General features: G+C 71.8%; 19 protein-coding genes. 9 read left to right on the top strand and 10 right to left on the bottom strand.

Features of this window, described 5'->3' with window-relative positions:
• The first annotated feature begins 321 nt into the window (after positions 1-321).
• The gene (locus ACFYSH_RS23235) at positions 322-1,572 is read left to right on the top strand and encodes a hypothetical protein (RefSeq protein ID WP_388754878.1); all 1,251 of its coding nucleotides are present in this window, start codon (positions 322-324) and stop codon (positions 1,570-1,572) included.
• A gap of 68 nt (positions 1,573-1,640) precedes the next feature.
• Here the strand turns inward: ACFYSH_RS23235 and ACFYSH_RS23230 are convergent, their stop codons facing one another.
• Together ACFYSH_RS23230 and ACFYSH_RS23225 are read right to left on the bottom strand one after the other, a co-directional pair.
• Positions 1,641-2,993 carry a ricin-type beta-trefoil lectin domain protein gene (locus ACFYSH_RS23230; protein ID WP_359474489.1) on the bottom strand — a complete coding sequence of 451 codons (1,353 nt, stop codon included), beginning with the start codon at positions 2,991-2,993 and terminating at the stop codon, positions 1,641-1,643.
• A gap of 176 nt (positions 2,994-3,169) precedes the next feature.
• A complete protein-coding gene (locus ACFYSH_RS23225) occupies positions 3,170-3,598 on the bottom strand; it encodes a pyridoxamine 5'-phosphate oxidase family protein (protein ID WP_359474492.1) in 429 nt (142 codons plus the stop codon).
• 141 nt (positions 3,599-3,739) lie between these two features.
• Between ACFYSH_RS23225 and ACFYSH_RS23220 the strand changes: the two genes are divergently transcribed.
• Complete coding sequence (locus tag ACFYSH_RS23220) at positions 3,740-4,207, top strand: GNAT family N-acetyltransferase (RefSeq protein ID WP_359474495.1); 468 nt, start codon at positions 3,740-3,742, stop codon at positions 4,205-4,207.
• Positions 4,208-4,226: 19 nt separating this feature from the next.
• Here ACFYSH_RS23220 and ACFYSH_RS23215 read toward each other — a convergent pair whose 3' ends face one another.
• The 3 genes from ACFYSH_RS23215 to ACFYSH_RS23205 all read right to left on the bottom strand — a co-directional run bounded on the left by ACFYSH_RS23215 (position 4,227) and on the right by ACFYSH_RS23205 (position 7,297).
• Positions 4,227-5,129 (bottom strand): glycosyltransferase, encoded by a 903-nt coding sequence (locus ACFYSH_RS23215; RefSeq protein ID WP_359474498.1) that lies wholly within the window; start codon positions 5,127-5,129, stop codon positions 4,227-4,229.
• An 87-nt stretch (positions 5,130-5,216) separates the two neighbouring features.
• Complete coding sequence (locus ACFYSH_RS23210; RefSeq protein ID WP_359474501.1) at positions 5,217-5,798, bottom strand: GNAT family protein; 582 nt, start codon at positions 5,796-5,798, stop codon at positions 5,217-5,219.
• Between the two features lie 53 nt (positions 5,799-5,851).
• Positions 5,852-7,297, bottom strand: a complete 1,446-nt coding sequence (locus ACFYSH_RS23205) for an MFS transporter (protein WP_388754873.1) — start codon at positions 7,295-7,297, stop codon at positions 5,852-5,854.
• A gap of 111 nt (positions 7,298-7,408) precedes the next feature.
• Between ACFYSH_RS23205 and ACFYSH_RS23200 the strand changes: the two genes are divergently transcribed.
• Together ACFYSH_RS23200 and ACFYSH_RS23195 are read left to right on the top strand one after the other, a co-directional pair.
• Complete coding sequence (locus tag ACFYSH_RS23200) at positions 7,409-8,020, top strand: TetR/AcrR family transcriptional regulator (RefSeq protein ID WP_359474507.1); 612 nt, start codon at positions 7,409-7,411, stop codon at positions 8,018-8,020.
• Positions 8,021-8,090: 70 nt separating this feature from the next.
• Positions 8,091-9,089: an aldo/keto reductase gene (locus tag ACFYSH_RS23195; RefSeq protein WP_359474510.1), complete on the top strand. Its 999-nt coding sequence runs from the start codon at positions 8,091-8,093 to the stop codon at positions 9,087-9,089.
• 51 nt (positions 9,090-9,140) lie between these two features.
• Here ACFYSH_RS23195 and ACFYSH_RS23190 read toward each other — a convergent pair whose 3' ends face one another.
• The 3 genes from ACFYSH_RS23190 to ACFYSH_RS23180 form a co-directional block, all read right to left on the bottom strand.
• Entirely contained in the window at positions 9,141-9,938 is a 798-nt protein-coding gene (locus tag ACFYSH_RS23190) for an SAM-dependent methyltransferase (RefSeq protein WP_388754869.1), read from the bottom strand.
• Positions 9,939-10,083: 145 nt separating this feature from the next.
• Complete coding sequence (locus tag ACFYSH_RS23185; RefSeq protein ID WP_359474516.1) at positions 10,084-10,938, bottom strand: PhzF family phenazine biosynthesis isomerase; 855 nt, start codon at positions 10,936-10,938, stop codon at positions 10,084-10,086.
• A gap of 191 nt (positions 10,939-11,129) precedes the next feature.
• The gene (locus tag ACFYSH_RS23180) at positions 11,130-11,885 is read right to left on the bottom strand and encodes an SDR family oxidoreductase (RefSeq protein ID WP_388754866.1); all 756 of its coding nucleotides are present in this window, start codon (positions 11,883-11,885) and stop codon (positions 11,130-11,132) included.
• 142 nt (positions 11,886-12,027) lie between these two features.
• Here ACFYSH_RS23180 and ACFYSH_RS23175 point away from each other — a divergent pair, with 142 nt between their 5' ends.
• The gene (locus ACFYSH_RS23175; protein WP_388754863.1) at positions 12,028-13,695 is read left to right on the top strand and encodes an alkaline phosphatase D family protein; all 1,668 of its coding nucleotides are present in this window, start codon (positions 12,028-12,030) and stop codon (positions 13,693-13,695) included.
• A 17-nt stretch (positions 13,696-13,712) separates the two neighbouring features.
• Here the strand turns inward: ACFYSH_RS23175 and ACFYSH_RS23170 are convergent, their stop codons facing one another.
• Complete coding sequence (locus ACFYSH_RS23170) at positions 13,713-14,720, bottom strand: Gfo/Idh/MocA family oxidoreductase (RefSeq protein ID WP_359474526.1); 1,008 nt, start codon at positions 14,718-14,720, stop codon at positions 13,713-13,715.
• An 86-nt stretch (positions 14,721-14,806) separates the two neighbouring features.
• On the opposite strand from ACFYSH_RS23170, the gene ACFYSH_RS23165 reads away from it, so the two are divergent.
• A complete protein-coding gene (locus ACFYSH_RS23165; protein WP_359474529.1) occupies positions 14,807-16,174 on the top strand; it encodes a Bcr/CflA family multidrug efflux MFS transporter in 1,368 nt (455 codons plus the stop codon).
• A gap of 68 nt (positions 16,175-16,242) precedes the next feature.
• Positions 16,243-17,241 (top strand): small ribosomal subunit Rsm22 family protein, encoded by a 999-nt coding sequence (locus tag ACFYSH_RS23160; protein ID WP_359474532.1) that lies wholly within the window; start codon positions 16,243-16,245, stop codon positions 17,239-17,241.
• Here ACFYSH_RS23160 and ddaH read toward each other — a convergent pair.
• The gene (ddaH, locus tag ACFYSH_RS23155) at positions 17,238-18,125 is read right to left on the bottom strand and encodes a dimethylargininase (protein WP_359474535.1); all 888 of its coding nucleotides are present in this window, start codon (positions 18,123-18,125) and stop codon (positions 17,238-17,240) included. The two genes, ACFYSH_RS23160 and ddaH, sit on opposite strands and share 4 nt — an antisense overlap.
• A gap of 135 nt (positions 18,126-18,260) precedes the next feature.
• On the opposite strand from ddaH, the gene ACFYSH_RS23150 reads away from it, so the two are divergent.
• Together ACFYSH_RS23150 and ACFYSH_RS23145 are read left to right on the top strand one after the other, a co-directional pair.
• Positions 18,261-18,914: a TetR/AcrR family transcriptional regulator gene (locus ACFYSH_RS23150; protein ID WP_388754858.1), complete on the top strand. Its 654-nt coding sequence runs from the start codon at positions 18,261-18,263 to the stop codon at positions 18,912-18,914.
• A gap of 121 nt (positions 18,915-19,035) precedes the next feature.
• Positions 19,036-19,779, top strand: a complete 744-nt coding sequence (locus ACFYSH_RS23145) for a bifunctional DNA primase/polymerase (RefSeq protein WP_359474542.1) — start codon at positions 19,036-19,038, stop codon at positions 19,777-19,779.
• The last annotated feature ends 56 nt before the right edge of the window (positions 19,780-19,835 follow it).

Here is a 19,835-nt window from a genome sequence, read left to right as displayed (position 1 = left end):
GCCGCTCGGATCGGTCCTCGATCCGGCATTTCTGGTCGTCCTTCCTCTCGCACGTCCGGGCCGGGTGAGGGAGCCGTCCCCGGCCCTGCCGCCCATGGCCGTTGCGCACCGGACGGAAGGCGTGCGCGCCCCGTGTGCGGAGCGCGCTCCACCGGGAGCGACCGGACCGGCTGCCGGCCCGGTGATTTCACGGATTCCTTTCTTCCCGATGCCCGCTTCAATCGGCATGAGCCGGTCCCGAGGCGGACTTCGGTGATCGGAAACAGGACCGACACGGGTGCGCCGGCCCAGCCGGCCGGCGCGGCCAGAAGGGATCCACCCATGTCTCGTGTCAGAGGACGCCTGCGGATACTCGGCGCCGCGGCCGCCGGTGTCATGGCCGCGGCCGCCACCGGTATGACGGCAGCCCCCGCCTCCGCCGCCACCGCGGTCTACAGCGAGGACTTCTCCGACGGGCTCGGCACCTTCACCGCCTCCGGCTCCGTCCGGACCGGAACCTACGGCGCCCGGTTGAGCGGGTCGCTGGGCTCCGGCCCGTCCATGGTGTCCGCGCCCATCGATCTCACCGGGCGCGGCGATGTGACGCTGTCCTACACCCGCACGGTCTCAGGACTGGACCTCGGCGAGTCCTTCACCGCGGCCTACTCGGTCGACGGCGCCTCGTTCACCCCACTGGAATCGGCGCGCACAGCCACGGGCGCGGTGTCGTTCCCCCTGCCGGCCGCGGTCGACGGCGGCGACCTGAGGTTACGGTTCTCGCTGAACGCCAACAGCCCGCTGGAGACGCTGACCGTCGACGACGTGCTCGTCGAAGCCGAGGACGACGGAGGCCCGACCGACCCTCCGGCCGGGTCCCTGCCTCCGGTGGACGACGTCACCGAGCCCGGGCCGTACGCGGTGACCGTCGACGAATCCGCAGGGCCCGACAACGACGGATGGCTGGTCCGGCCGACCGACGCCGGCGGGAACGGTGTGGACCACCCGGTCTTCGTCTGGGGCCCCGGCGCGGGATCCGACCCCGCGGATTACGAGGACATGCTGCGGCAGTGGGCCTCGCACGGGTTCGTCGTCTACAGCGAGGTCTCGTCCAGCAGCGGCGCCTACATGGTCGACGCCCTCGACTGGCTGGAGGATCAGAACACCAGCCCGAGCAGCCCGCTGCACACCCATCTGGACCTGTCCGAGGTGGCCTTCGGCGGCCATTCCCGTGGATCGATCGGTACCTTCGACGTGGCCGACGAGCAGCGGCTGGAGACCACCATCCACGTGGCCGGCGGCTCCTTCGACGGCAACGGCCCCGACAACCTGCGCAACCCGGCCCTCTACGTCGGCGGTGACGAGGACTTCGCCACCGCGAACATGGAGAGCGACTACACCAACACCGATGTGCCGGTGTGGTTCAACGTCCTCGACGGCACCGACCACATCCTCGCCACCCGCAACGGCCAGCACATCATCACCTCATGGCTCCGATGGCACCTGGCGGACGAGGATTTCCGTCGCACACAGGACTTCCTGAGCCCGGACTGCACCTTCTGCGACCTCGGCGAAGTGGTGTACAAGAACTGGTGACGCCACAGCAACCGAGCCGCGCCGTCCCGTCGTTCGTGCCGACGGGACGGCGCAGGCGGTCGATACGGTCAGCCCTCGGTCCGCCACTTCTGGTCGGGCTTGCCCGAGCACGTGTACAGCCGCAGCTCGGCCCCCTCGGTGCGGCCGTCCTCCATCGCGTCCACGCACTTGTCCGCCTGCGGATTGACCAGGGCGCCCTCGCCGCTCAGCACGAACTCCTGAGCCGGGTTGCCGCTGCACCGGGCGAGCTGGATCACGGCGCCGTCGTCCTTGGACCCCCAGGCCACGTCCATGCACAGGCCGAGCGAGCGCACGGTGCGGTCGCTGAGGAACTCCCACCTCTGGTTGCCCTGCTCCGTGCACGAGTGGACCGTGAGGTGCGTGCCGTCCCTCGCCTTGCCGTTCACCTGGCCGGTGGCTTCGATGCAGAGGTCGGCGGACTTGCCGATGATGAAGGATCCCGGCGCCGGGGCTGCGGGCTCCCCAGGCTCCGGGTCCTCGCCGCCCCCCTCGTCGGAGGGCTCCTTCGTCGGGGCCGTGCCGGCGTCCTCCTTCTCCGGGGAAGCCTCCGGCTCCGGAGCCTTCTCGGGGGCCACGGTCGGTTTCGCCTCGGTCAGGGGAGGCGCGGACGGTGGAAGGGTGCTGACGGCTGCGTCGTTGACCTTCTCCGTGGCGAGGCTGCGCACCTGAGGCTTGTAGGAGAGCCAGATGATGACGCACGTGATGGCGAGAGCCAGGGTGATACCGAGCGCCGTGGCGAGCCACCCCGGCAGGAATCCCCGTTGGACATAGGTGCCGTCCACGTCGACGGACTGCGCCCCGGACCTCTGGACGGCCAGTGTGTAGGGCCGTTGCTCCTTGGATCCGAACCAGGTGATCTGACGGGGCTTCAGTGTCGCCTTGACGAACGCGGCGCGGCCCGGATCGATCTGGACGCTGCCCGGGTGGATGTCGTAGGAGAGGGTGTCTCCGGTGTCGCTCCCCCGGATCGAGGCGGTGACCTTGGTGTTCCCCAGGTTGTCCACGGCCAGCTTCGGCCGGCCCCGGAAACACCCCCTGACCGTCGGCGGGACCAGCTCGGCCTTGAGCTCGGTGAACGGGGTGATCGTGAGGACGCCTTCCGGGGCCGTGGTGGCCTCCGGATGCTCGGTCGGCGTGATCCGCACCGCGTACGGATTGGGCCCGGCCGTCGCGTCGGGCGTGCGGGGCGGCGCGATCGTCAGTTCCACCGTCCCGGTCGTACCGGGATACAGCCGAACCGTCTGCGGCTCCACGGTGGTCCAGGGGGCGACATCGCCTACGGGCTCGAAGCGGTACTCGTCCACGACGTCGCCGGTGTTCCGCAAGCGCAGCCGCACGGTCGTGCTGCTACCAGGATCCACCGTGGCCGACGCGGGTTCCAAAGAAGTCCATAGGCTCACCAGTCGACAGTAGGGCCGGGGCCGCTGCCGCGTCAGCGGGCGCAGGGGCACACCGGTCGTCCGAAGGGGCGCGGACAGCCTGCCCGTTCATCCTCGTCCGACTGCCCTCCTGAGCCCCGTCCGCGTCGGTGCGAAGCTGTTGCTCCCGAAGGATGTGATTTTCCCGTCCGCACGCCTCACGCCTCGCCGAGGTCGGAGCTGAGCCAGTGGTGGGGGCGCATGTGGATGACCACCTGCTCGCCGTGCTCCTTCCATGCGAAGTCGACGTAGGCGTCGACCTTCTCGGCGGGAAGGTAGCGCGACGAGATCTCCACCAGCTGCTCGCGGGTGGCGGGGAGGGTGGAGACGACCGGGCCCTCCACGGAGACGTAGCGGACGGTCGGCGCGAGGCGCTCGACCATCATGCTGAAGCGGCCGGCCCGCGCGATGGAGACGCCCTTGCGTGAGTCGCGGCCCGTCATGATCCACAGGTCGCCGCCGGGCGTGTACTGGTACCAGATCGGCACGGTGAGCGGGGCGCGCCCCTCCTCCACCGCGTTCACGGCCAGTGCGGCCACATGCGGTTCGGCCAGGAACTGCTCACGCTCTGCACGGGTCAAAGCCATGTCCGGACTCCTCGGGTGTGCGGGTGGTGGCGCCTGAGGACAGCATCGTGCAACGCTCGCACCGGCACAACCAGCGGAACCCGCCGTCCCGGCGGACGCCCCTGCTGTATCCGTGCGTGCACCGACGAGGGGGAGCGGAGAATGGCTCGGGACACAGCGGTACGGCTGCGGGCGGCGACCGCCGGGGACGCGGAGGAGATCACCCAGGTCTTCCTGGCCTCGCGGGCGGCCGCGCTGCCGTATCTGGCGCGGGTGCACAGCGACGAGGACACGCTCGCCTGGATCACCCATGTCGTCCTGCCCGGCAGCAGGGTGTGGGTGGCCGAAGGAGAGGCGGGAGGACTGCTGGGCTTCGCGGCACTGGACGGGGACGAGCTCGATCAGCTCTACCTGCGCCCCGGCCACCTGCGGCGGGGCATCGGGACCCGGTTGCTGGAGCGGGTGAAGGAAGCCTCCCGGGGAGAGCTGAGCCTGTACACCTTCCAGCGCAACTCCGCCGCACGGGCCTTCTACGAGCGGCACGGCTTCGTCGCCGAGGTGTACGACGACGGCAGCCGCAACGAGGAGAAGGAGCCGGACGTGCTCTACCGGTGGACGGCGGCCGGCTGAGCGGGGCAGCCCGGAACGTTCAGACGAGGGGCGGGCGGCCCAGGCGCGTCATCCGCCACACCGTGCGCCAGCGCATCGGATTGCGTACGCCGCACCCGGTGCGCATCCCCTCCACGAAGCCGGCCGCCCAGGCGCGCAGACCGGGGACCGAGCGGGTGCGGGCGGCGGTGAGCAGGATCCAGGTGCCGAGGTAGGCGGGAACCAGGGGGAGCGGGAGGTTGCGGCGGGCCAGCCAGACGCGGTTACGGGCGGTCATGCGGTAGTAGACCGCGTGCCGGGCGGGGGAGGTCTTGGGGTGCTGGAGCAGCAGGCCGGGCTCGTAGAGGATCTTCCAGCCCGCGTCGAGCGCCCGCCAGGACAGGTCCGTCTCCTCGTGGGTGAAGAAGAACTCCGCCGGCCACGGGCCGGTCTCGGCGAGCATCTTCATGGAGAACGCGTGGCCGCCGCCGAGAAAAGCCGTGACCAGACCCCGGCGCATCGGATCCTTGGCGCGGAGTCGGGGCACGTGCCGGCGCTGGGTCTCGCCGTGTTCGTCGGCGATACGGAAGCCGACGATGCCCAGGCGCGGGTCGTCGGCGTACAGCTCCTGGACCGTGCGGAACACGTCCTTGTCCACCAGGAGCCCGTCGTCGTCCAGCTCGATCACCACGTCCACGTCGCCGAAGCCGGCGAGTGCGTCCAGGGCCTCGTTGCGGCCGCCGGGGCAGCCGAGGTTCTCGTCGAGTTCGAGCAGGGTCACGCCGCCGGCGAGGTCCGTCAGACCGGGGAAGGAACTGTAGTCGGGGAGCGGCGAGCCGTTGCCGACGACGACCACGCGGGCGGGCCGCACGTCCTGCATGGCCACCGACGCCAGCAGTGCCTCGACCTGCTGGGGGCGATCCCCCATGGTCACGACGGAAACACCGATGCGTGGTTGGGACAAGGCTCGGCTCCTGGAGGCTTCGGTCGGGCTCTCGACGGCCCGGCACCGCGGTGCTGCGGCGGTGCCCGCGATCGTAACGCCTCCCGTTCAGCCCTCTGTGGGTGCCCGGTCATCGGGAGGCCCGTCGTCGTTCAGCCTGGCGTACATCAGCATGTCCCGGCGACGGCCCCCGATCTCCTGCCAGCCGCGCAGCAGGCCCTCGCGCCGGTAGCCGGCGCTCTCGGCGGTCCGTACCGAGGCCGTGTTCCACGGCTCGACGAGGACTTGGACCCGGGGGATCCCCAGCTCGTCGAGGGCCCAGGTGGTGACCGCCCGCAGGGCCGCACCCGCGATCCCCTGGCCGCGGCCCGGGAGCGTCATCCAGTAGCCGAGTGACGCCCGGCCCTCGGCCGCGTCCGCGAGCCAGAGCCCGATGGAGCCGACCGGCCGCCGGTCCCGGGTGCGCGCGATGGTGAACGGATACCCGGTCCCGGCGGCCGCCCGGTCCCACTGGCGTCTGACGTAGGCCTCGGCCGCCTCGTCGGAGTACGGCGAGGGGATCGTGGTGATCAGCGGGATGTAGTCGTCCTGTGCCGCCTCGCGGACGAGGGGCAGGTCGCTCATCTCCCAGGGGCGCAGGACGAAGTCGGCTCCGGCGGTCATGCTGGGAACGGTCAGCGGTTGGGCCATGACCGCCATACTGCCGCGCCCGCGTTCCGCCGCCAGGGCCCGACTCACCCGGCTCACCCGGCGGACGTCCGCCCGCCGGACCGGCCGAGGAAGGCCCCGGCGAGCAGGGCGCCCGCAAGGACGAGGGCGGAATTGACGAGCACGGCCGCCGAGACCCCCGACAGCACCGCGCCGGGTCCGCTGTCCGTGCCCATGCGGGCGGTGACGACCGCGCTCATGACCGGGATGCCCATCGTGATGCCGACCTGCTGCGTCATCGTGGCCAGCCCGGTGGCGAGCCCCTGGTCGCTGTCGGGGAGCCCGGAGGTGGCGGTGACCATGAAGCCCACGATCATCAGCATGTTGCCGACGCCACCGACGAAGGTCGCGGCCAGCAGGAGCGCGATCCAGCCGCCGGAGGTGCCGAGCGCCACGAGGGAGAGGGTGGCGGCTGCCTGGACCGCGCCGCCCACGACGATGGTGCGCCGATTGCCGAACCTGCCGACCGCACGGCCGCCGAGCATGCCGCCGATCACGGTGCCGATGCCCAGGACGCCGAAGGCCAGGCCGGTGGCGAGCGGGGAGTAACCGAGGACCTCCTGGAGGTAGAGCGTCAGCAGGAAGACCAGGGAGGTCTCGGTGACGAAGGCGATCAGTCCGGTGGTGTTGCCCCAGATGACGCTGCGCCGCTTGAGGATGTGCACGGGAACCAGCGGCGCCGCCGCCCGCTTCTCGACGAACCAGAAGCCGATGAGCAGTGCGGCGCCCAGGAGCAGCGCGGCCGACGTCGTGGGTGTGCTCCAGCCGGACTCGCCCGCCTGTGTCAGTCCGTAGACGAGCAGCAGCAGGCCGCCCGTGACGGTCGCCGCACCCGGCAGATCGAGCTTCGGCCGCTCGGCAGGCCGCGAGTCGGTGATCACGGACGGGGCCAGGGCGACGACGAGTGCGGCGACGGGGACGTTGATGAAGAAGGCCCAGCGCCACGACAGAAGATCGGTCAGCAGGCCGCCGAGGATCGCCCCCGCCGTGAAACCGGCGGACATCAGGGCGCCGTTGAGGCCGAGTGCGCGCTCACGCAGGGGGCCCTCCTTGAAGGCCGTGGTGAGCAGCGCGAGCCCGGCCGGGGTCACGGCCGCGGTGGCCAGGCCCTGCAGGACGCGGGCGGTGAGCAGGACTTCGGGGGTGGTGGCGAGCCCACCGAGCGCGGAGGAGAGGCCGAGGACCACCATGCCGCCGGTGAACAGCCGCTTACGGCCGACCAGATCGGCGACACGCCCGAACAGCAGGGTGAATCCGGCGGCCGCGAGGGCGAAGGAGGTGGCGATCCACTGGAGGTGGGAGAGGGAGAATCCGAGGCCCTCGCCCACGGCGGGCAGGGCGACGTTCAGGATCGAGAAGTCCACGGCGATCATGAACTGCGCGCCGAGGAGGAGGACGAGGACGAGTTTCTGCCGGCCGGTCATGCGCGAAGCCGGAGTCGGAGCCGGGTGGAGTGCGGTGGCGGATGCCTTGCTGGTCATGGACATTGCGGTGCCCTTCCTGGAGGCCCGGAGGGTTAACGGTTCTGCGGTACCGTTAAGGTGAGGTCACCGTAGCAGGGAATTGCTCATTAATGGAACTGGAGACCCGTTATGGATGCAGGGGATGGAGAGCCGGGCACGGTCCGGCCCGGCGGGCGCACGGCCCGGGTGCGGGAGTCCGTGCTGCGTGCGGCCGGTGACGCGCTGGTCGAGCAGGGCTTCGACCGGCTCGATCTCGCCGATGTGGCACGCCGCGCCGAGGTCGGCAAGACGACGGTCTACCGGCGCTGGTCCACCACGGCAGGACTGGTCGCCGACCTGTTGACGGACATGGCGGAGCAGTCCGTCCCGCGCACGGACACCGGATCCCTGGACGACGACCTGCGGGCCAACGCCCGGCTGGTGGTGCGGACCTTGACCGACGTGCGCCAAGGCCCCCTCTTCGCCGCCGTCGTCGCGGCCGCCACGTGCGACGCCAGGACGGCCGAGGCGCTGCACCGCTTCTACGCGGTACGCGTCGAGGAGTGGGCCGGCTGTGTCGACGCGGCGGTGGCGCGGGGCGAGCTGCCCCCGGGTACCGATGCCCGCGAGGTGATCCGGGCCGTGTCGGCGCCCCTCTACTACCGGCTGCTGGCCAGTGGCGACCCCCTCGACGAGACGGTCGCCGACCGTGCGGCCGAGGCGGCGGCGGTGGCGGCGCGGGCGGGCGTGTACGTGAGCTGAGGCAGGGACCGGACGGTTCGCCCCAGGGCGCTTGACTTGTCGTGCACTCCAACTCGTAGCTTCTGGGCCCATGCAGACAGAAACGGAAGGGCAGAAGAGGGTGCCGGGCCGCAGTGGGATCGAGGTCGGCGCACTCGGGTTCGGATGCTGGGCGATCGGCGGCGAGTGGTCGACGCCCGACGGCAGTCCGCTCGGCTGGGGCGAGGTCGACGACGACGAGTCGGTGGCCGCGATCCGAAGGGCGCTCGACCTCGGGGTGACGTTCTTCGACACCGCGGACGTGTACGGGGCCGGGCACAGCGAACGGGTACTGGGCCGGGCACTCGCGGGCAGGCGGGACGAGGCCGTCATCGCCACCAAGTGGGGCAACCTGTTCGACGAGCGGACCCGCACGATGGACGGGGCCGACAGGTCACCCGCGTACGCCCGTGAGGCGCTCATCGCCTCGCTGCGCAGGCTGGGAACCGACCGGATCGACCTCTACCAGTTGCATCTCGGCGACACCCCGCCCGACGCGGCGGCGGAACTGCGTGACGCCTGTGAGGACTTCGTGGCCGAGGGGCTGATCCGGGCCTACGGGTGGAGCACCGACGACCCGGAGCGCGCCGCGCTGTTCGCCGAGGGCGAGCACTGCGCGGCCGTCCAGCACGCCTGCAACGTGCTGGAGGACGCCCCCGGGATGCTCGGCCTCAGCGAGGAGCGGGGCCTGCTGAGCGTCATCCGCAGCCCGCTGGCGATGGGCCTCCTCACCGGCGCCCGCGACCCGGGCAGGAGGGCGGCGGCGGGCGACATCCGGTCCACCCCACCCGCCTGGCTCAGCTGGTTCGAGGCGGGCGGCGTCCCGGCGGAGCACTGGGCGGCGCGGGTCGAGTCCGTCCGCGAGGTGCTGACCGCTGACGGCCGCACGCTCGCCCAGGGAGCCCTCGGCTGGCTGTGGGCGCGCAGCGGCAGGGCGGTGCCGATCCCCGGCTTCCGCACGGTCGCCCAGGCCGAGGAGAACGCGGCGGCGCTCACCCACGGCCCGCTGAGCCCCGGGCAGATGGAGGAGGTCGCCGCGCTGCTCGCGTGAGCGTACGGGCGTGGCCGTGGGCGCGGCGTGGGCCCCGGCCCGGCTCGGGCGTCAGGCCATGCGGGCCACCGCCACGTACTCCCCGCTGTGTGCGCCCTCCTGGCCGGGCACCGGCTCGCCGAGCTCCGGGTGCCACTCCTCGGCGGCCACGATGCCGGGGGCGACCAGGTCGAACCCGTCGAAGAAACGGGCGAAGCGGTCGCGGTCGCGCATGTCCAGGGTGAGGCCGTTGGCCTTGTACATGTCGCGGACCTTCTGGGACGCCTCCTCGGGGTGGAAGTCCGGCGTGAGGTGCGAGATCACCAGGTGGCTTCCGGGTGCCAGCGCGGCCGTCAGCCGCTCCACCACCTCGTAGGCGCCCATCTCGTCGCTCAGGAAGTGCAGCAGTGCGTTCAGGGACAGGGCGACCGGCTGGTCGAAGTCCAGGATCTCGGCCGCCTCGGCCAGGATGCGGCCGGTCTCCCGGGCATCGGCCTGTACATAGCCGAGGGCTCCCTGTGGAGTCCCGTTCAGCAGGGCCTGGGCGTGGCTGAGGACGACGGGGTCGTTGTCGCAGTAGACGACCCGGGCCTCCGGAGTGATCGTCTGCGCCACCTGGTGGAGATTGGGCTCGGTGGGGATCCCGGTTCCGATGTCCAGGAACTGCCGGAGCCCCTGACCGGCCAGCCAGCGGGTGGCCCGGTGGGTGAACGCCCGGTTCATACGGGCCATGACGGGGATGACGGGCGCGAAGGCGGTCAGCCGCTTGCCCAGCTCCTCGTCCACCGGGTAGTTGTCCTTGCCGCCGAGGTACCAGTCGTACAGCCGCGCCGGGTGCGGCCTGCTGGTGTCGATGTCTACAGGGGCCATCGCCGTCCCGTTCTCCGAAGCGGGCAACTCCGGCCGCTGCGGACCGGTTGCCGAGTACCTGATCAACCTGGCAGCAGCATAAGCGAGTTGGTCCGCCCGTACGGAAGGGTTCCCGGACGGCGCCGACGTCGTGCCGAGGCGCCCGTCAGCCGATACGGGTCCCCGTCCCGGTGACCCTGATCCGGCGGTCGCCCGGCCTCAGTTCGACGGTGAGGGTGCCGGGGCGGCCCATGTCGGCGCCTTGGTGCAGGGTGAGGACCGTCTCGTGCGGGACGAGGCCCAGCTCGCGTGCGTACGCGCCGAAGGCGGCTGCCGCAGCGCCGGTGGCCGGGTCCTCGACGACGCCGCCGACCGGGAACGGGTCGCGGACGTGGAAGACCGTGGCGGACTCCCGCCACACCAGCTGGACGGTCGTCAGGTCGAGCCGGTGCATCAGCGCTTCCAGGCGGGCGAAGTCGTACGAGAGGTCGGCGAGACGTTCCCGGCTCGCGGCGCCCAGCACCAGGTGACGGGCGCCCGCGTAGGCGACGCGGGCCGGCAGGGCGGGGTCCAGGTCGGTGGCCGGCCAGCCCAGCGCCGCCAGGGCCTCCGTCAGGTCGTCGCCGGCGATGTCCTCGGTGTGCGGTTCGACGCTGGTGAGGGTGGCGCGAAGCTCGCCGCCCTCCCGGGTGACGGTGACCGGGACGGTGCCGGCGGGAGTGGAGAACACCAGGTCGCCCGGGCCGTCCCGCTCGGCGAGCGCGATGGCGGCGGCGACCGTGGCGTGGCCGCAGAAGGGGACTTCGGCCTTCGGGCTGAAGTAACGGACGGTGTGTCCGCCCCGGCCGTCCGGCGCGCTGAGGAACACCGACTCGCTGTAGCCCAGCTCCGCGGCGACGGCGAGCATCTCGTCGTCGCCGAGCCGGGACGCGTCCAGGACGACTCCCGCCGGGTTGCCTCCGTCGGGGTCGGCGGAGAAGGCGGTGTAGCGGAGGACCCCGGTGCCGGGAAGTGAACTCATGCCGCAGGTCAACCGAGAGGCGGCGCCGCGCATTCCCGGCGGTGTCCGTGAGGACTCCCGGGAGATCCACGGGACAGCCCCGAGGGTGGTCCGGGGGCGTCCGGCCACCCGGACCACCCTCGGGCCGCTCCCGCCCCCCGGCCGCGGCGACCCCTTCACCGTGGTCAGTGGCAGACCATCACCGGGACGGATCAGCCTCGGCCCACGTACGGCATGGCCGTCGCCAGCACCGTCGCGAACTGCACATTGGCCTCCAGGGGCAGCTCCGCCATGTGCAGGACCGTCCGGGCCACATCGTCCACCGCCATGACCGGCTCCGCGGCCACCTCGCCGTTGGCCTGGAGGACGCCCGTGCTCATCCGTTCCGTCATGTCGGTCGCCGCGTTGCCGACGTCGATCTGCCCGCAGGCGATCCGGTACGGCCGGCCGTCCAGCGACAGCGACTTGGTCAGGCCGGTCACGGCGTGCTTCGTCGCCGTGTAAGCGATCGAGTGCGGCCGTGGCGCGTGGGCCGAGACCGAGCCGTTGTTGATGATCCGGCCGCCCTGCGGATCCTGCTCCTTCATCAGGCGGTACGCCGCCTGCGCGCACAGGAACGTCCCTGTCAGGTTGACGTCCACCACCGCCCGCCAGTCCTCGTACGCGAGGTCCTGGACCGGCGTCGCACGCGGGCCGAACGTCCCGGCGTTGTTGAAGAGCAGGTCGAGCCGGCCGAAACGGTCCCGTACGGAGGTGAAGAGCGCGGCCACCCCCTCCGGGGTGCTCACATCGGTGGGCAGGGACACGGCGGCGCCGGGTCCGGCCGCGGCAGCCGTCTCCTCCAGCGCCTCGGCCCGCCGCCCCGCCAGGGCCACCGTCCAGCCCGCACCCGAGAGAGCGAGGGCGACCGCCCTCCCGATCCCCGATCCCGCACCTGTGACGACAGCGATTCTCTGCTCAGCGTTCATGGCCCGGCAGCGTACGGGAGGTTTCACGACGGCCGGCACCCGGTGCTCATCGCACCGCCATAAGGATGTTGTGTACCCGCCAACGGCCGGTCGTCGCCCGGCACTCCAATGCCTCTGACAACATCCGGCAGGGGAGGGGCACATGACACCCGCACAGATCGACAGGACGCCCGGCCACCACGGCCATTCCGCCGAGCTGCGCCGGGCCGCGCAGCGGTTCGGGGCCGGTGTGGGCCGCCGTCGGTTCCTCACCGTCACCGGCGCCGCCGCCGCGCTGGCGTTCACGGTCAACCTGCCCGGCGCGGGCACGGCGGCCGCCGCCGAGCTCGACGCCCGGAAGATCACCGAGGACCCCTTCACCCTCGGGGTGGCCTCCGGAGACCCGTTGCCCGACTCCGTGCTCCTGTGGACGAGACTCGCGCCCCGCCCTTACGAGGCCGACGGCGGGCTGCCCGCCGAGCGCGTCCAGGTCCGCTGGGAGATCGCCCGCGACGAACGCTTCCGCCGGATCGTCCGACGCGGCTCCACCACCGCGCACCCGGAGTTCGGGCACAGCGTCCATGTGGACGTCGACGGCCTCGACTCCGACCGGATCTTCCACTACCGCTTCCGCGCGGGCAACTGGGTCAGCCCGACCGGCCGCACCCGCACCGCGCCCGCCCGGGGCGCCCGCAACAGCTCCCTGACCCTGGCCGCCGTCTCCTGCCAGGCCTACCACGACGGCTACTTCACGGCCTATCAGCATCTCGCGGACGAGGACGTCGACGTGGTCTTCCACCTCGGCGACTACCTCTACGAGTACGCGGTCACCTCCGTCGGCGGCGCCCGCAAGTACACCGACCGCGTCCTGCCGGACCACTACAACCGGGAGACGCTCACGCTGGAGGACTACCGTATGCGGTACGGCCTCTACAAGTCCGACCCCGACCTGCGCGCCGCCCACGCCGCGCACCCCTTCGTCGTCACCTGGGACGACCACGAGACCGAGAACAACTACGCGGGCGACACCCCGGAGAACAGCGTCCCGCCGGAGGAGTTCCTGCTGCGCAGGGCCGCCGCCTACCGTGCGTACTGGGAGAACCAGCCGCTGCGCACCCCGCAGCGCCCCACCGGCCCCGACATGCGGCTCTACCGTCGGCTGCGCTTCGGCCGGCTCGCCCAGTTCGACATCCTCGACACCCGCCAGTACCGCAGCAACCAGGCCTACGGCGACGGCTGGAAGGTCCCCGGACCGGAGTCCGAGGACCCGTCACGCACCATGACGGGCGCCGCGCAGGAACGCTGGCTGCTCGACGGCTGGAAGACCTCGGACGCCCGGTGGAACATCGTGCCCCAGCAGGTCACCTTCGCCCAGCGGCGCAACGCCCCCACCGAGGCCTACACGCTCTCCATGGACTCGTGGGACGGCTACCCCGCCTCCCGGCAGCGGGTCATGGACGGCGCGGAGGCCGCAGGGATCGAGAACCTGATGGTCCTGACCGGCGACGTGCACGTCGGCTACGGCTTCGACCTCAAGAAGGACTTCGACGACCCGGCGTCCCGGACCGTCGGCACGGAGATCGTGGCCACCTCGATCGCCAGCGGGAAGGACGGCTCCGAGAAGCCGGCCAACTGGAACAACCTGACCCAGGCCAACCCCCACATGAAGTTCTACGACGGCCGCCGCGGCTACGCGCTCGTCACCCTCGGCACCGAGCAGGCGCGGGCCGACTTCCGCACGGTCTCGGCGGTCACCACGCCCGGCGCCCCCGTCACCACGGCCGCCTCGTTCGTGACCGAGGCCGGGAACCCGGGACTCACCCCCGCGTAACCCGGCCCCGCGCGGGATCAGCCGCGGTCGTCCGCCGGATAGCGGACGCCGACCCGGGCACGTACCGCGTCGAGCGTCCGCATCACGGCGAGCGAGCCCTCCAACGGCACCAGCGGGGACTCCTTCTCACCCGCCAGCAGCGCGCGCGTCACCTCGGCCGCCTCGTACTGCATGCCGGAAAGGCCCTGCGGCCCCGGCCCCGTCGAGATCTTCTCGGGCTCGTGGCCGGCCCGGTGCAGGAGGAAGTACTCGGGGTGGAAGAAGCCCTGAGGGAAGTCGATCCGCCCCGCCGTGCCGGTGACCGACGCGACGGTCGGCAGGTTCCCGACGATGGAGCAGCTCAGCAGTGCCGTGGCACCCGAATCCCAGCCCAGCAGCATCCCGGTGTTCAGGTCGACGCCCTCCGGGGACAGCAGCGCGTCCGCCTGCACCCGGTCCGGCTCGCCCAGGAGCAGCTGCGCGAACGACACCGGATACACCCCGAGGTCCAGCAGCGCGCCGCCGCCCAGCGCGGGATCGCGCAGCCGGTGCTCGGCCCCGAAGGTGCCCGCGAAGCCGAAGTCGGCCTGCACCGTGCGGATCTCGCCGATCGCGCCGTCCCGCACCAGCTCGGTCATCCGGCGGATGAGCGGATTGCAGTACGTCCACATGGCTTCCATCAGGAACAGCCCGCGCTCCCGGGCCAGATCCGCCAGCTCCCGGGCCTCACGCTCGTTGAGCGTGAACGGCTTCTCGCACAGCACGTGCTTGCCGGCCTCCAACGCGAGCCCGGCCGCCTCCCGGTGCGCCGAGTGCGGGGTGGCGACGTAGACGACATCGACGGAGTCGTCGGCGACGAGCTCCGCCCAGCTGCCGTACGCCCGCTCGATCCCGAACCGCTCGGCGAACGCCTCGGCGGAGGCCGTGGTCCGGGACGCGACCGCCACGACCTCGGCGCCTGAGTCCTTCATGGCCAGCAGATCGCCCGTGAACGTCGCGGCTATGCCGCCCGTCGCCAGTACACCCCAACGCACAGTCCCGCTCATGCCCGCCCGCCCTCACCCGAAAAAGGTATCGACCACTACGACTGACCTGAGAGCATAGATGCGGTTTCAACGAAGCGGAGACGAGGATGCCGGACAACGGCGCGAGCCGGGCCCAGCAAGAGCACGCACACATACCGACGCACAACAAGGGCGCACACAGCGCCCCGGCCACCGCCACCCCCACCGCAGTGGGTGCCCCGGCCGCCTCCACGACCACCACGCCGGGTGTCCCGGCCCCCTCCACGACCACCGCACGGCGGGCCGGACTCCTGGTCACCCTGGTGCTGGGCGGCCTCACCGCACTTCCGCCGCTCTCGATGGACATGTACCTCCCGGCACTTCCGGAGGTCACCGACGCGCTGCACGCACCGGCGTCCACGGTGCAGCTCACCCTGACCGCCTGCCTCACCGGCATGGCGCTCGGCCAGCTCGTCGTCGGACCCATGAGCGACCGCTGGGGACGGCGTACCCCCCTGCTCATCGGCATGGTCGTCTATGTGATCGCCACCGCGATCTGTGCCGTCGCCCCCACCGCGGAACTCCTCATCGGTTTCCGCCTCCTCCAGGGCCTGGCCGGCGCGGCCGGCATCGTGATCTCCCGGGCCGTCGTCCGTGACCTCTACGACGGCGACGAGATGGCCCGGTTCTTCTCCACCCTGATGCTGATCTCGGGAGTCGCACCCGTCATCGCGCCCGTGATCGGCGGTCAGGTGCTCCAGTTCACCGACTGGCGCGGCATCTTCGTCGTCCTCACCGTCGTCGGCGTGCTGCTCACCCTCGTCGTCTGGAAGTGGCTGCACGAGACACTCCCCGCGACGGAGCGGCACACCGGCGGTGTCGGTGACGCGCTGCGCACCATGCGCGGGCTGCTGTCCGACCGGGTGTTCACCGGTTACATGATCGCGGGCAGCCTCGCCTTCGCGGCGCTCTTCGCCTATGTGAGCGCGTCCCCGTTCGTCGTGCAGGAGATCTACGGGGCCTCCCCGCAGACCTTCAGCCTGCTCTTCGGCGTCAACTCCATCGGGCTGATCGCCGTCGGCCAGATCAACGGCAAGCTGCTCGTCGGCAGGGTCAGCCTGGACAAGGCGCTCGGCTTCGGCCTCGCCGTGATCTCCGTGGCCGCGATCGCCCTGCTGCTGATGACCTCCGGGGTCTTCGGCGAGGTCGGTCTGCTGCCCGTCGCCGTCGGACTGTTCGTGCTCATGTCCGCGATGGGCCTGGCGATGCCCAACACCAACACCCAGGCCCTGATGCGCACCAGGCACGCGGCCGGCTCGGCCTCCGCGCTGCTGGGGACGTCCCAGTTCCTGATCGGTGCCATCGCCTCACCGCTGGTAGGGATCGCCGGGGAGAAGACCGCCGTGCCGATGGCCGTGGTGCAGGTGGTCTGCGCACTGGCCGCGGTGGTGTGCTTCCTGGGGCTCTGCCGGCCGTGGCAGAACACGCGCGCATAGGTACAGCGGCAACGGACCTCGCCCACCGGCTGCGGGGGGGCGGGGCCCGCTGCGCCTACAATTCGGCGGTGAACGCCACCCTCCCCACCGCGGAAGCCCTGCGTGCGGCGCTGGCCGCCCTGCTCGACGGGCTGCCCCCGACCCAGGCCGCGCAGGCCGTCGACCGGCTGATCGCCAGCTACCGGGGGACCACCCCGACCGACGCCCCGATCCTGCGGGACCGCTCCGACGTCGCCGCGTACGCCGCGTACCGGATGCCCGCGACGTTCGAGGCCGTACGGTCCTGCCTCGCCGCACTCCGCGAGGCCGCGCCGGACTGGGTGCCCGCCACCCACACCGACATCGGGGGCGGCACCGGTGCGGCGAGCTGGGCGGTCGCCGGGGCCTGGGAGGACGGCCCCCGCACCACGGTCCTGGACTGGTCGGCTCCGGCCCTCGCCCTCGGCCGTGAACTGGCCGAGGCCTCCGGCATCCCCGCGCTGCGCGACGCGACCTGGGAGCGGGCGAGGATCGGCGCGTCCCCCGCTCCGGCGCCCACGGACCTGGTGACCGTCTCGTACGTACTCAAGGAGCTCACGGCCGAGGACCGGGCCGCGGTCGTGGAGACCGCCGCGACGGCCGCGCAGGCCGTCCTGATCGTGGAGCCCGGCACCCCCGACGGCTACGACCGTGTCATCGAGGCCCGGGAACGGCTGATCGCCGCCGGCCTGACCGTCGCCGCCCCCTGCCCGCACGACGACGCCTGCCCCATCGAGCGCGGCACGGACTGGTGCCACTTCTCGGCACGGGTCAGCCGCTCGTCCCTGCACCGCCAGGTCAAGGGCGGCTCGCTCAGCCACGAGGACGAGAAGTTCAGCTACGTCGTGGCGACCCGCTTTCCCACCGAACCGGTACGTGAACGGGTCATCCGGAGGCCGCAGATCCGCAAGGGCCAGGTCCTGCTGGAGCTGTGCACCCGGGACGAGGCCCTGCGGCGCGCCACGGTCACCAAGCGGCACGGCGAGCTCTACCGTGCCGCCCGGGACACCGACTGGGGCGACGCCTGGCCGCCGGCGGGAACGGACTAGGCCCGCAGCTCCTGGGTGCAGCACTTCACGCTGCCGCCCCCCTTGAGCAGCTCGCCCAGGTCCATCGGGACCGGTTCGAAGCCCCGGTCGCGCAGCGGGTCGAAGAGCCCCGTGGCGGCCTGTGGGAGCACCACGTGGCGCCCGTCGCTGACCGCGTTGAGGCCCAGCGAGGCGGCGTCCGCCTCCTGGGCCAGCAGCGCGTCGGGGAAGAGCCGGGCCAGCACGGACCGGCTGCCCGGGGAGAACGCCCCGGGGTAGTACATGATCTCGTCGGCCGCCTCGTCCAGGACGCACAGCGCCGTGTCCAGGTGGTAGTAGCGCGGGTCCACCAGGTCGAGGCCGATCACCGGGCGTCCGAAGAACTCCTGGGCCTCGTCGTGCGAGAGCGGACTGGACCGGAAGCCCCGCCCGGCCAGCAGGTACGAGGCGGTCACGGCGAAGTCGCCCTCACCCTCGTTGACGTGGTCCGGTTCACGGATCTCGGTGAAACCGTTGGCGCGGAACCACTCCCGGTGCGCCTCGGCCTCCGCGTACCGCTCCCGGTAGGCGAACAGGGCGCCGAGCACCCGGCCGTCGATCACGGTGGCCCCGTTGGCGGCGAACACCATGTCGGGCAGGTCGGGGCGGGGGGTCAGGAGCTCCACCGTGTGGCCGAGGGACCGGTAGCGGTCGCGCAGGTCCTCCCACTGGGTGGTGGCCAGGGGCAGGTCGACGGGTTTCGACGGGTCCATCCACGGGTTGATGGAGTACGTGACCTGGAAGTGGGCCGGGGCGCACATCAGGTAGCGACGAGGGGTGGCGTCACGGGGCAATGCAGGCTCCTCACGCACGGCGGCCGCGGCCGCGGAACGGTGGGATACGCGCGGGGTGGGCGCGTAGCTCATGGTGCGCCGCGCCGGGGCCGTTGCGCTGTGATCCGTTCGGGTGGTTTCTCACGGGGTGGCGGAGAGCGGCGGCGGCGAGGGCACGAAGGGCAGACAAGACGATACGTATCGGATCGCGGGCTCTACGATGGCTGGATGTCAGCTCACAGGACCCCCGACTCCAGCCGCCGCAGCGACCGCTCCCGCCGCGCGATCCACGACGCCGCACTCGCACTCGTCGGTGAGGTGGGTTACACGAAGACGACGATCGAGGGTATCGCCGCCCGGGCCGGGGTCGGCAAGCAGACGATCTACCGCTGGTGGCCGTCGAAGGCCGCCGTGCTCATGGAGGCGTTCCTCGACGCGATCGACCGGCAGGCTGCAGAAGCGGAGGCCGTGGAAGGCGGTGCGTACGAGATCCCCGACACCGGGGACCTGGCTGCCGACCTCAAGATGGTCCTGCGGGCCACGGTCGACGGACTGAACGACCCCGTGACCGCCGAGCCCACCAGGGCCCTGACCGCCGAGGGGATCATCGATCCGGTGCTCGGGGCCCAGTGCGTGGAGAAGCTGCTCGAACCGCAGCTCCAGTTGTACGTCACACGCCTGCGCGCCGCCCAGGAGGCCGGTGAGGTGCGCGCGGACGTCGATCCGCGCACCGCGCTGGAGCTCCTGGTCGCCCCGCTCACCTACCGCTGGCTGCTGCGCACACTGCCGCTCACCCACGCGTACGCGGACGAGATCGTCGACCTCACACTGCGAGGGCTCACGGTCCGCCCGGGAGAAGGAGAGGGAGGGGCGATGTCGTGACATTCCGCATGTGTGTGGAGGGCTTCGCGCGACGACCCGAGCACCCCGCTTGGGAACTCTGGCCACCCGAGGAGCAGGATGGTGCGACCATGGAGAGGTAACCGCTGAGGTGAGGGGATAGATGGGCGCCGATTCCGGCCGCTATCGCGGCACAGAGGGCAGGATTTCCCAGTGGCTGCGCAGGCGGCCGAAACCGCAGCCGGAAGCGGACGACGCGGCCCGGCTGGGGCTGCTCCTGGCTGTCGCCGAGGCAGGAATGCCCATCTCGCCGGCGGCGCACCCGTCCGGCTACCGGTGTTCGTGCGAACGCATCGGCTGTCCGACCCCCGCGCGGCACCCCCTCTCGTTCGCCTGGCAGACGCAGTCCACGACGGACCGCGCACAGATCGAGCGGTGGGCGGAGAATCAGCCGCTGGCCAACTTCATCACCGCGACGGGCATGATCCACGACGTCCTCGACGTCCCCCTCACCGCGGGTCTCGCCGCCCTGGAGCGCCTCGTCGCGGCGGGCGTCGACGTCGGCCCCGTGGCCCAGTCCGGCAGCGACCGGATGCTGTTCTTCACCGCCACGCGCGGCACCCCCGACGACGAGGACGAGTGGTGGCCCTGCGAGCTGGACTGCCACCCCGAGACCATGGACGAGCACCCCGGGCTCCGCTGGCACTGCCGCGGCAGCTATGTGCTCCTGCCGCCCGCACGGCTCCCCGGTGAGCTGGACGTGCACTGGATCCGCGGCCCGGAGAACCCGCTGCCCGACCCTCTGACCCTGCTCGAGACACTCACCGACGCCTGCGCCCAGTACGCGGACACGGCGGACGCGAGCGACCTCGACCACGATGCGGTGGCCTGGCCGCTCAGCCGCTGAGAGCGACCACGGCCCGGTGGCCCTGCCGTCCCCGGGCGGCCCGCCGGGCCGCGCTG

Source organism: Streptomyces sp. NPDC005791, from assembly GCF_042871485.1.
Taxonomy (GTDB): domain Bacteria; phylum Actinomycetota; class Actinomycetes; order Streptomycetales; family Streptomycetaceae; genus Streptomyces.
This window is presented reverse-complemented; position numbering and strand designations above follow the sequence as displayed.